Here is a 12,720-nt window from a genome sequence, read left to right on the forward strand (position 1 = left end):
AAGCTTACGACTGAAGAAGCTTTAGAGATTAATGATAAAGATTCTTCGCTTCCATTGACGTTATTTTTTAAGATGTTGTTTTTCATAACATTAAAAATATTCGATCATGTGGATTCCTGCCTTCGCAAGAATGACAAAAAAACTACTAACCTGACCATACTCTATAACGTCATTTCCTCCACTTGATATTTTTTTTATCTCAGGTTTCTGAATGACACAAACCTTTTACAAACATAGGATGGCAAACGCGTTACTCCGAATGACAAAATCCCTCACTTTTTTAGACAGCTCCATTGTATTATTTATACTAGTTATAACCTGTGGTTTGTTTAATACCCGAAGCATTTACTTCTGATGATGGAATTGGATAAATAACCTTGTTCGAGCTAGCAGAAATGACTAGGTTTTCTATATTAACCCCTGTATTTACATGGTCTTCTGCCAAACGAATCACATCTTTTCCTAATCGGATATAATCATGTATTCCATGACCTTCTAGTGCCAGTTCTTTTCTTCGTTCTTTAAAAATACGTTCTTTAAGAGCGTCTCCAATTTCTGTTGCCTGATGTGTAGCAAAATCTGAAGTTCTTTTCTCTATTAAGGTGTTAAGAAAAACGAGTGCTTCAGGATCTCCTCCTCCTGCTCCATTAGCACAAGCTTCGGCTGCAATTAAATATATTTCAGATAAACGAATAACAGGAATATTATGTATACTCAAACCACCACCATCTGCTCTATTTATATATTTTACAAACGCCATATTAGTTCCTTCTTTGTCGGTTTTTAAAAGACTCGCTCTAGGGTCGTCTGTATATTCATTAAGTAAGTTTACAAAAACCGAAGTACTAATCACATCGCCTTGCCCACCTTCGTCATGATTGAATTGTGCTCCCAAACCATTACTACCTAAAGAATTTTCTTCAGTAATACTTATTTCAAATAACGATTCTGATGTATAATCATTAAAAACATAATTATCTACGGTCATTAAATTAGAGGCACCTTTAACACTTAGCACCTCTGTTGCATAATCCAGAGCGTTATCCCAATCCTCTTTATATAGGTATATTCTGGATAAAAGAGCATGTACGCCTGTTTTGGTTATAAATTTTGTACTTCCTTCCTCCCAGGTATTATCATTAAGGAGTTCTAACGCCATGTTCATATCTAATATAATCTGCTCGTAAGTTTGTCCTAAAGTACTTCGTTCTACAGTGTTTTCTGTTGAAGACAAATTTAATGGCAGTCCTTGTGCATTCGAACCTTCTTTAATCCATATCCATGGGTAGGTAAAAGTTCTTGATAAATCGAAATAAATCATCCCTCGTAATGCTAATGCTTCTGCTTTAATTTTTATTTTTTCAGCATCGTTCCCATCCGATTCATCAATATAATCCAATACGATATTAAGGTTACTTATTGTTTTGTAAGCTTGGTTCCATAAACTAGCTGCACTTCCACTATTTGTTGTGCTTTCTTCATTTTTGTACTCGATGAGTTCGTAGGTTCTGGGGTTATAATTGGTTTGTACATATCTAAAATCGGCACTCTTTACAGCAGCTCTTTTGTACAAAACCCGACCTAAATAATCAGATCTGGAAAGTTCGTTATAAGCCCCTATTAATACCTTTTCTAGATTTTCGGTAGAACCATAAACAAGATTTTCGGAAATAACATGGTTAGGATATTGATCCAATACAGCTTCATTACATGCCACCATACCAAATACTATGAATGCGACTAATATTCTTTTTATACTATTCATTTTCAATATTTTTATAATTTAACTTGTACACCTAAAGTGACACTTGTTGCTGTAGGGACTTGAAAGAAGTTTACACCATTACTAACTGCTTCTGGATCGAAACCATCTAACTCTGTAAGTAAAAACAAGTTTTCCCCTTGTAAATAAATGGTTGTATCTTCTATGAATTTAGCAGAAACAGGAAGTTTATAATTAAGCCTTACATTTTTTAGTTTTAAATAATCTGCACTATATAAATGTCTTGTAGAAACATCGTTAGAAAAACTATTGTTTCCATTAATTCTAATAGGAACATTGGAATTTACATTATTAGGATTCCATGGGCTTAGCTGTGCGGTCGTATTGGTAAATTGAGGAGAAAAACCATCGTCATCTCTTTTAAATGCCGTATAGTCATAAGCATTCGCACCAAGTCCAAAAGTAAATAAGAAACTTAAATCGAAGCTTTTATATGTTAGCTGATTATGAAAACCACCTTGTACATCTGGTATAGCATTACCAAAAACACCAAAACCAGCCTGAGTGGCATCGGTTGTAATGACTCCTGTTCTAACACCATTTTCTAAAACATAGTATTGTGCCATTCCGTTTGTTTTATCGACACCTGCATAGTCTCTTAAATAAAATGAATTAAGGCTTTCTCCTTCTTTTATAATAATTGGATTTTGTCCATTTCCAGAACTGTAGCTAGAGATGATATCCGATTTTAGTTTTGTGATCTTATTTTCTAAAAATGTTAAATTTAAGCTGGTGTTCCATAAAAAATTCTGAAATATTATTGGTGTCGCAGCAAGCTCTAGTTCCCAACCTTCGTTTTTCATCGCTCCAAAATTCTGCAACTGCTCTGTAAAACCTGCGGTTCCCGAAACTGGAACATTCATTAATAAATCTTCGGTATGCTTTGAAAAATATTCTACTGTAATATCAATATTGGAAAACAAAGTGGCATCCAGTCCTACATTAAAACTTTTACTAAACTCCCAGGACAAATCTGTATTTTGCAATTGGCCATACGAAAGTCCAGAGCTTCCTCCATACCCTTTTCCATCCGAATCAAAAAATGCTAAAGCCGCATAATTTTGAGATGGCAGATTACCATTGGTTCCATAACTGCTTCTTAATTTTAAATAATTAATGAACTCCGAATTAATAAAGGATTCTTTAGAGAGCACCCATCCTCCTGAAACAGACCAAAAGTTACCCCATTTAGAGGCTTCCCCAAATCTGGAAGAACCATCTCTTCTAAAGCTGGCTGAAACAAGATACTTACTATCAAAGCCATAATGTGCACGTGAAAAATAAGATAAGAGCGCATAGTTTTCGGCTTGTCCGCTCCAGGACCATAATGTACCTATACTACTTGAAGATAAGAGATCACTATCTAAAACATCGTAACCATAATTATTTATAGAGGTCATTTTAGATTGCTGTAACTCTCCCCCAGCTAAAAGCTCTATTTTATGCTTTTCTATAAGTGTTTTATAGTTTAAAATATTCGAGGTTGTATATTGTGAAATCTCACTTTTCACTCTATTTAAAACACCATTCCAGATACCTCCTCCAGCTCCAAACTCTTTATTATCGTATAAGGTTTCATCTACTGTTTGGTGGTCTATGCCATATGTTGTACTAAACTCTAAATTTTTTGATAGATCTATTTTAGCAAAAAAATGACCTCTAACTCTAAATTCGGTATTTTCATAAACGCCTACATCAATAACTCCTAACGGATTGGCATTCTTTTCAATCAGATTTGGTAAATCGGCATAGCCTCCATACCCATTTTCATCATAAATTTTTGCGGCTGGAGGAAGCACACGTGCCAAATAAACAGGATTTAAACCACCTGCATAATCACCATCATACAATCCAGAATTTCTTATCGATCTGCTTATTGAAAGATTAGTTCCCAGTACCAGCCAATCTCTGCTTTGGTTTTCTAAATTTATTCGCCCCGAATATTTCTTAAAATCAGATTCAATAACGGTGCCTTCCTGGTTAAAATAATTCCCCGAAATATAAAACGTCGTTTTACCTTCCTTACCACTTGCAGACAGGTTATAGTTATCGGTACTACCAGATCTATAAATGGCATCTACCCAATCTGAATTAGCGTCTGTAGTACCATAAATACTTTCATAATCCTGCCTCGCCGAATCTTGATAATTACCAAGAAGCGCCGCATCGTTATAAACTCTGGTAAACTCACTATTTTCGTTATTCTGAATATATTGATGTAATTGACCTTCTAACCACAAGCTTTTAAATTCTTGATTGTTAATTAATCGTTCTTTTGTTAGATTTTTTGATACTCCAGTTTGTATATCCAGAATGATTTCAGTTTTATCCGATCTTCCTTTTTTGGTAGTAATAAGTACAACACCATTAGCTGCTCTAGACCCGTATAAAGAAGCTGCTGCTGCATCTTTTAATACAGTAACATTTTCAATATCATTAGAGTTTATTGTAGATAAGGGGTTATAAGCTATAGCGCCTTGTTCATAATCACCAGCTCTTAATGTAGCGTCTGTATTTATTACAATACCATCTATAACATATAAGGGCTCTTTATTTCCATTTATAGAACCTATCCCTCGAATTTGAATATTCGATCGCCCTCCTGGTTGACCAGAAGTAAAAGAATTTAACCCAGAAACGCGTCCCTTAAGAGCCGATTCAAAACTAGCTGTACCGCCTTTAGTAAGGTGCTCCTTTTTAATTTTTTTTGCAGAACCTGTAAAACTTTCTTTTGTAGAAGTTCCATAAGCTGTAATAACCACATTATCCAATTCGGTAACAGTCTCGGTCATAGTAACAATAATTGTTTCTTGACCACTAAAAGGCACCGTCATGGTCTTATAACCTACAGAGCTGAATGTTAGTATGCTATTTTCGGAAATCTCTAAAGAAAATCCACCATTAAAATCTGTGATCGCACCTTTATTAGTAATTGATTCTGAAATATTTACTCCTATAAGTGGTACTCCATTACTATCTTGTACCACACCAGAGATAAAACGTTGTTGATCTGATTGTATTTGTTGTTCATACACATGCACAGAATTATTTCCATAAGTGTTAAAAAAGGCACATGAGCATATAAAGACCATTAGATTTAATCTCAGAGAGAAACCAGAAAAGGTCTTTTTATAGTTTTTAGTTAATAAAAAATTCATTTAATAATATTTAATATTAGCATTCTTTTCTTACAAAATGCATTGCTTTATTTATTGTTTATTGACACATCTTATTTTATCTGTTTTTTGAGCATAACATAGCTATGCAAACAAATTTTTACACATCAAAATAGATCACTGCTGTTAGAGAAATCCTATTATGACATATAACAGTATATAATATGGTCAACCAATTGTTTTGAGAACTTTGAAGGTTTCAAAAAGGGGTCAAGTATAAATGTTACCTTCTTTATTTAAACCGAATGATTCCTCTTAAATCAATTTGCAAAGTCTCTATTTTACAAGGAAGTAGATACGTGAATTATACCAACAAACAGGGTATTAGACCTCAGGGCAAGCTCTGAATCCAAAGAAGCCAATCCTCACTAAGTACTGAAACAAGTTTAGCACAGGAAGCAGGGTTAGTCTGCCACGTCATAAACGTGGATCAATAACCAGGGTATAATATCTACTTGGTAAGTTAAAGATCTGGTGGATGATCGATCTCTATACAGAAAAGTCTTTTTGAAATATTGTTTTTGTTTACAATATTTTTGTTATTTAATTGAAAAAAAGCATTTGGAGCTTGTAAAACATCAATGGTATTGATTATTGGAAATCTTAAAATGCTAAAATTTATTTCTTTTTTATCTTCTTCACTATTTTTCTCTTGAAGTTTTTTTAATAAATAGCATTTTCCATTACATTGCATTTCAACTTTATCTTTATTTTCACATAGATTATTAACTATATAATCATAATTGATAATATAATCTGTTAAACACCATAAAGGCGCCAGTAACTTAATGATAATGAAAGATAAAAGGGTTACTCTCATAGAAAAAAGCATGCCATATTTTTAAAATACTTCTTGCTTGTCTAAAATTATTTCTTTGTTAAAAAGCTCTTACATAAACTGATATTTCAGCTTCAATTTATTTGCAAAAATAATCACTTTCTCTTAAATCAAGAGCTTATTTACACTCAAACCCTTCTATTAAATATCATTTTTATGCTACACATTGCTTACCAGTTACTTATGATTGCTATTTTGTATTATAGTTTTTTATTACGCTGTTAGTATTTGTATCCGTTCTTCATCATGAAACGTAACGTCATAACTTTTACCTTTTTCGATTTTTAAGCCATGCCTCGTTAATATCAGAATAAGTTGAAATTTTTGGAAAGCTACTATTTAAAAAAGAATATTGTAATCTATATGTTTTAATTTCATAATGATAATAATCTGTACTGTCTTTATAGGATAGTACATTATCTTCTTTACAAAAATACATTTTCCCTTTTTGGCTTCCTTCTTTTATATATTGGTAAGCATGTCTTGATTCGTGCAAAGCAGTTGCTACATCTGAATATTCTAATATTAATAATAAGGTATCTTTATGGTGTCTCTTTACACGATAATGTTCATGATTTTCATTAACTTTATCGTAAGTTAAGGTATATTTTTTTACGTCTCCAAGATATTGAATTTCATTAATCCCTTCTTTTAAAACATCAATTTGATACCTGTTGTTTTCCAAAATACTTTTACTTTTTTTTACTTTTTCGTGTTTCCCATCTTCTTCTTCCATTTTTGATATAAGCTCTGAATTCTCTTTTTCAAGATGATTGATTCGTTCCTGAACTTCTTTTTGAATTTGTTTAGCAATTTTCTCATCATCACCTGTTTTCCATCTTCTTCTTTCATCGTTAATTCTTATAACAGGATTATCTTTGGATACCAAATCAACTTGTATTGGTGAATTTAAATAACTATAAGTAATCTTATCTTCTCCCCTATTAACTATTATTAATATAAAAACCAATCCAATAATAATGATTATCGAACCCAAAATTACTAGGATTTTCTGTTTATGATTTTTAACTTTTTCTGTTTTCATAGCTTTCGTTATTTCACCACTAGAATGAACATCTTAAGTGGACTGTTAGACTTGGTAATTCCATGCAACAAATAAAAATAGTGCTACCAGAAACTGATAACGTTCTATTTCATAAAGAAAATAAAGTAGATTAGGGTCATAATTTTTTAATCGAATTTTTCATGAAACAATAACTTATTCATGTCTTTGAAACTCTAATACAAATGATCAAATGCAATCAAACACAAAAACAACAACTACCTAATAAACAATTAATTAATAAATATCACTGATAAAAATTATCTTAAACGGATTATTACATATATATGACGGATTAAACATATATTAGAGGGGGAAAAACTTTTCTTAAAGGGATTTTTATGTAAAAGATTTTTATATTTATTAGTAGCCAATAGTGTAATGCTGTTACATTAACATTTAAAATTGTTGTTCTACTTATTATTCCCTCTTTTTTCAAATACTTTAATAAAACATCTAATCTTTATTCAAAAAATATAGTTTAACTCCAGATTTTTAAATAAGTTTGTATAGTAAACTTTAGGGGTGTTCCTTTTTTGGAACTGAGAGAGTCCCTTTGAACCTGATATGGTTAGTACCAACGAAGGAAAAAGTTAGAAATGCATTTTACTTAATGCATTTACGTACTTCTTATTTAAGTACACATTATTCGTAATGGCTGTACTTCTATTTCAAAGCATTTTGTCTCTCCCTTTTTAGTTATAAAAAAATTCTTAAAACTGACTATTATCCCCGAGGGAAGCCATAGGGATATTTCGCCAGTTTCATTTTGCCTTTAGAGGCAAAAACCGATTTTTTTATTTTACCTCACCCAGAACTACAAAAAAAGTAGTTCTGACCTCTCTAAAGGAGAGAGGTGAATAGGAAACCCTGCCAACAGGCAGACACGACCCATGGTCGGAGAGTTTTTAGATTAAAAATGAATTATTTATGATTAAAATATCAGTAAATGAGACGGTATTGGAGGTTGAAGAAACGACCACCATTTCTAAGCTACTTACTAAAATCAAGTCACCATTAGAGGGCATTGCTTTTGCTATTAACAATCAAATTATTGCAAAAGAATTATGGGATTCCCATGGCTTCAAATCAAATGATCATGTTTTAATTATTCAGGCAACCCAAGGTGGTTAATGTTATTCCAGTACTAAAAGTATTTATGAAATGAAAACAAAAGACACAGCTCCAAAAGAAGGAAAAATTTCAAGAAATCCGTTTCCTAATTCGAAAAAAATCTATGTTCAGGGTAAAATACACCCAAACATACAAGTGGCCATGAGGGAGATTTCTCTTAGTGATACTAAAGACTCCATGACTGGAAAATTAACGCCTAACGAATCGGTAACAGTATACGATACTTCGGGGCCTTATACAGATCCAAATAAGGACATTGATGTACATAAAGGTATTACCCCTATTCGTAAGCAATGGATTTTAGATCGTAATGACGTAGAACAATTAGACCATTTTACCTCAGAATATAGTAATGAACGTTTAAATGACGCCTCATTAGATCATATGCGTTTTTCGTTACTCAAAAAGCCATTACGTGCTAAAAAAGGAAAAAATGTAACCCAATTGCATTACGCAAAACAAGGCATTATAACACCAGAAATGGAATATATCGCTATTCGGGAGAATCAGCGAATTGACGAAATGACCGAAATTACAAAGCAACATAAAGGAGAACACTTTGGCGCTGCAATTCCGTCAAAGATCACGCCCGAATTTGTTCGCTCTGAAGTCGCAAGAGGTCGCGCCGTTATTCCATCAAATATTAATCACCCAGAGGCAGAACCCATGATTTTGGGACGAAACTTTTTGGTAAAAATCAATGCCAATATTGGCAATTCTGCCGTAACCTCTTCTATTGAAGAAGAAGTTGAAAAAGCCGTTTGGGCTTGTAGATGGGGAGCAGATAACATCATGGATTTATCGACAGGTGAAAACATCCATGAAACTCGAGAATGGATTATTAGAAACTCTCCCGTACCAGTAGGAACCGTTCCAATTTATCAAGCTTTAGAAAAAGTAAATGGCGTTGCAGAAGATTTAACATGGGAAATTTTCAGAGACACTTTGATTGAACAAGCAGAACAAGGTGTTGATTATTTCACCATTCATGCAGGTGTGTTACTAAGATACGTACCCATGACAGCAAATCGGGTAACAGGCATCGTTTCTCGTGGTGGTTCTATTATGGCAAAATGGTGTCTGGCACATCACAAAGAAAGCTTCCTCTACACGCATTTCGAGGCTATTTGTGACATTTTAAAACAGTACGATGTCGCCTTTTCTTTAGGGGATGGATTACGTCCAGGTTCTGTTGCAGATGCGAATGATGAAGCTCAATTTGCCGAACTAGAAACCTTAGGGGAGTTAACAAAAATTGCCCGTAAACATGACGTACAATGTTTTATAGAAGGCCCTGGTCACGTGCCTATGCATATGATAAAAGAAAACATGGAAAAACAGATTGAAATTTGTGATGAAGCGCCTTTTTATACATTAGGCCCTTTAACAACAGATATCGCTCCAGGTTACGATCATATTACATCGGGAATTGGTGCTGCTATGATTGGTTGGTACGGCTGTGCCATGCTTTGCTATGTGACCCCAAAAGAACACTTGGGACTACCAAATAAAGAGGATGTTAGAGCAGGCGTTGTTACCTATAAATTAGCGGCGCATGCTGCCGATTTAGCAAAAGGACATCCAGGCTCGCAACACAGAGATAATGCCTTAAGTAAAGCACGGTTTGAATTTCGTTGGGAAGACCAATTTAATCTGGGATTAGATCCAGAATTGGCAAGAGAATACCACGATGAAACCTTACCTGCCGATGGTGCAAAAATTGCCCATTTTTGTTCTATGTGTGGTCCTAAATTCTGCTCCATGAAAATTTCTCAGGAAGTACGTGATTTTGCCACTAAAAATGATATTGTTGATAATGAGGTGATCCAAAAAGGTATGGACGAAAAATCGAAAGAGTTCAAAGAAAAAGGAAGCGAAGTATATTTATAAACCATGGTCGTAGTAATTGCTCCTGAAGAAGACATTCAAAATGAAATTTTAATTCTAAATCAGCTTTTCGAAGCTGGTTTAGAATACTATCACTTGAGAAAACCTGAAAAAAATCATCAAGAACATGTTGACTATTTAAACCAAATTGATGTTAAATATCACCATCGCATTGTAGTTCATTATTTTCATGAGTTAATCAATACATACGATTTAAAAGGCATTCATTTTCAAGAACAAAAAAGAAAAGACCATATAGATAATCCAGGACACTATTTTAAAGGATTGAATATGTACGGAAAAACCATTAGTAGTTCTTTTCATGAGCCTGATGATTTAGAGGCCTGTGATTTTGAGTTTGACTATCATTTGCTCAGCCCAGTTTTTTCTTCAATATCAAAAAAAGGCTACGAAGGGAGAGGTTTTGATGTCAATCATATTGATAAACGCATTATTGGAATGGGTGGTGTTACGACAGATAATCTCAATGAATTTGACAAATTAGGTTTTAAAGGTGTTGGTGTTTTAGGCGGTATTTGGAATAGCAACAAACCTATAGATATTTTTAAAAAGATGAAAAATCATTTTGAGCGATAAATGAACGACACTAAATACATAGTAACCATTGCTGGTCATGATCCTTCTAGCGGAGCAGGATTAACATCAGACATTAAAACATTTGAAGCACATGGTCTGTATGGTTTATCTGTTTGTACAGCTATTACCGTTCAAAATGATATTGATTTTAAACAATGTATCTGGACAGAAATTGATGTGATTATTGCTCAAATTGAAACCCTCTTTCAACGCTTTGATATCCACATTGTAAAAATTGGAATCGTAGAATCCTGGGACATATTAAATCGTATTTTAAACAAATTACATGCATTAAATGCTGATGTTAAAATTGTTTTAGATCCGATTATCAAAGCAAGTGCTGGTTTTGATTTTCACGAAACCGAAAACCAAAGCTTACTAGACAACATATGGAAACAGTGTTTTATGGTTACTCCAAACTATGATGAAATTCAAAGTCTATATCCTCACTTAAATATTGAAAATACGATTGAACATATAGCTTCTTTCACTAATATTTATTTAAAAGGAGGCCATCGAACCGACAAAAAAGGTTGGGATGCCATATATCACAGTGGCATCGTTATGGTAAACATACCACCAAATACCGATAAAGTATATCAAAAACACGGAAGCGGTTGTGTACTCTCCGCTTCTCTGGCAAGTAATTTTGTTTTGGATATCGCATTAGAAGATGCAGCTAAAAACGCAAAACAGTATACAGAACAATTTTTAAATTCTGATGCCAGCCTGTTAGGAAAGCATAAATACAATACCTTTCCACCAACTCAAAGTATAAAATCCAATAGTCAATAACCAGAATTATGATTCCGAAACTACATTACATATCACAAGGAAATACAGGAAAAGAGCATCTTGAAAACATCAGAAAAGCATGTACTTCTGGAGTAGAATTGGTACAACTACGTTTAAAGAATTTGTCCGAAAAAAAGATTTTAAAACTTGCTGAAGAAGCTAGAGAAATCACTGCACAATTTCAAACGCGCTTAATTATAAATGATCATTATAAAATTGCAAAAAAAATAAAAGCAGACGGTGTGCATTTGGGGAAAAGTGATACCTGTCCAACCATTGCAAGAAAATTTTTAGAGACCTGGCAAATTGTTGGAGGTACCGCCAACACACTTGAAGACTGTGACATATTAATCGAAAAAAAAGTAGATTATATAGGTTTGGGACCTTTCCGCTTTACTACAACCAAAGACCATTTAAGTCCCGTTTTAGGAACAAACGGTTATCTAACCATTCTTGAAGCACTACAAACGGACATTCCAATTATTGCCATTGGTGGTATTACAATACATGATGTTCCCGAAATTTTAGAAACAGGCGTTTACGGTATAGCCGCTTCAGGAGAAATCACCAAAAATTTTAATAAAATTAATCCATTCAAAAAACTGTTAAACAGCCCTTCAGAGCAAGAACAGGTTTGGAATCCAAATCAAAAAATATAAAATGATAACAGATACACTTAAAATAGCCGACAAGACTTTTAAATCAAGGTTATTTACTGGAACAGGCAAGTTTAGCAGTACTCATAACATGCGTGAAGCCATCGTAGCTTCAGAAAGTGAATTGGTTACTGTAGCGTTGAAACGTGTGGATCTGGAAAATGAATCGGACGATATGCTCCTTCACTTAAAAAGCAATCAGATAAATTTACTTCCAAACACATCTGGTGTAAGAACTGCTAAAGAAGCCGTATTTGCTGCCGAATTAGCCAGAGAAGCACTTCAAACAAATTGGGTAAAACTAGAAATACATCCAGATCCTAGATACCTCCTCCCCGATCCTATTGAAACCTTAAAAGCCGCTGAAACATTGGTGAAACTCGGTTTTGTAGTGATGCCTTATATCCATGCCGACCCCGTATTATGCAAGCGTCTGGAAGATGTAGGCGTGCCATGCGTCATGCCATTAGGTGCTCCTATTGGAAGTAACAAAGGCATTAAAACGCTTGAGTTTTTAGAAATTATCATCGAACAAAGTAACGTACCTGTAATAGTAGATGCGGGTATTGGTGCGCCCTCTCACGCTGCATTTGCCATGGAATTAGGAGCAGATGCTGTTTTAGTAAATACCGCTATTGCTGTATCTCAAAATCCAGTAGACATGGGTATTGCTTTTAAAATGGCCGTTGAAGCTGGTAGAATGGCTTATAATGCAAAATTAGCCCCCATTAAAAATCAAGCGGAAGCTAGCAGCCCGCTCACCTCTTTTCTAAACGACTTAAATTAGTTAA

10 protein-coding genes and 1 riboswitch are annotated in these 12,720 nt (G+C 33.9%); of the genes, 6 read left to right on the forward strand and 4 right to left on the reverse strand.

The genetic code is table 11. From position 1 onward, the window contains the following. Positions 1-307 precede the first annotated feature (307 nt). The 4 genes from Q4Q40_RS05975 to Q4Q40_RS05990 all read right to left on the reverse strand — a co-directional run bounded on the left by Q4Q40_RS05975 (position 308) and on the right by Q4Q40_RS05990 (position 6,842). Positions 308-1,765, reverse strand: a complete 1,458-nt coding sequence (locus Q4Q40_RS05975) for a RagB/SusD family nutrient uptake outer membrane protein (protein WP_303300848.1) — start codon at positions 1,763-1,765, stop codon at positions 308-310. A gap of 11 nt (positions 1,766-1,776) precedes the next feature. Further along, on the reverse strand, positions 1,777-4,941 hold the full coding sequence (locus tag Q4Q40_RS05980; RefSeq protein WP_303300849.1) for a SusC/RagA family TonB-linked outer membrane protein: 3,165 nt from the start codon (positions 4,939-4,941) through the stop codon (positions 1,777-1,779). 481 nt (positions 4,942-5,422) lie between these two features. Next, positions 5,423-5,791: a hypothetical protein gene (locus Q4Q40_RS05985; protein WP_303300851.1), complete on the reverse strand. Its 369-nt coding sequence runs from the start codon at positions 5,789-5,791 to the stop codon at positions 5,423-5,425. Between the two features lie 274 nt (positions 5,792-6,065). Further along, complete coding sequence (locus Q4Q40_RS05990; protein ID WP_303300852.1) at positions 6,066-6,842, reverse strand: hypothetical protein; 777 nt, start codon at positions 6,840-6,842, stop codon at positions 6,066-6,068. 529 nt (positions 6,843-7,371) lie between these two features. Next, a riboswitch (TPP riboswitch) is annotated at positions 7,372-7,466 on the forward strand. Positions 7,467-7,790: 324 nt separating this feature from the next. On the opposite strand from Q4Q40_RS05990, the gene thiS reads away from it, so the two are divergent. The 6 genes from thiS to Q4Q40_RS06020 are packed head-to-tail and all read left to right on the forward strand — an operon-like array spanning position 7,791 to position 12,716. Continuing rightward, on the forward strand, positions 7,791-7,994 hold the full coding sequence (thiS, locus tag Q4Q40_RS05995) for a sulfur carrier protein ThiS (RefSeq protein WP_303300854.1): 204 nt from the start codon (positions 7,791-7,793) through the stop codon (positions 7,992-7,994). Between the two features lie 30 nt (positions 7,995-8,024). Further along, positions 8,025-9,884 carry a phosphomethylpyrimidine synthase ThiC gene (gene thiC / locus Q4Q40_RS06000; protein WP_303300856.1) on the forward strand — a complete coding sequence of 620 codons (1,860 nt, stop codon included), beginning with the start codon at positions 8,025-8,027 and terminating at the stop codon, positions 9,882-9,884. Positions 9,885-9,887: 3 nt separating this feature from the next. Next, a complete protein-coding gene (locus tag Q4Q40_RS06005; protein ID WP_303300858.1) occupies positions 9,888-10,478 on the forward strand; it encodes a thiamine phosphate synthase in 591 nt (196 codons plus the stop codon). Further along, on the forward strand, positions 10,479-11,273 hold the full coding sequence (locus Q4Q40_RS06010; protein ID WP_303300859.1) for a hydroxymethylpyrimidine/phosphomethylpyrimidine kinase: 795 nt from the start codon (positions 10,479-10,481) through the stop codon (positions 11,271-11,273). It abuts the gene before it with no gap. A gap of 8 nt (positions 11,274-11,281) precedes the next feature. Continuing rightward, positions 11,282-11,932: a thiamine phosphate synthase gene (thiE, locus tag Q4Q40_RS06015; RefSeq protein ID WP_303300860.1), complete on the forward strand. Its 651-nt coding sequence runs from the start codon at positions 11,282-11,284 to the stop codon at positions 11,930-11,932. A 4-nt stretch (positions 11,933-11,936) separates the two neighbouring features. Beyond that, complete coding sequence (locus Q4Q40_RS06020; RefSeq protein WP_303301427.1) at positions 11,937-12,716, forward strand: thiazole synthase; 780 nt, start codon at positions 11,937-11,939, stop codon at positions 12,714-12,716. The last annotated feature ends 4 nt before the right edge of the window (positions 12,717-12,720 follow it).

The sequence above is a fragment of the Flavivirga jejuensis genome, assembly GCF_030540765.1.
GTDB lineage: Bacteria > Bacteroidota > Bacteroidia > Flavobacteriales > Flavobacteriaceae > Flavivirga > Flavivirga jejuensis.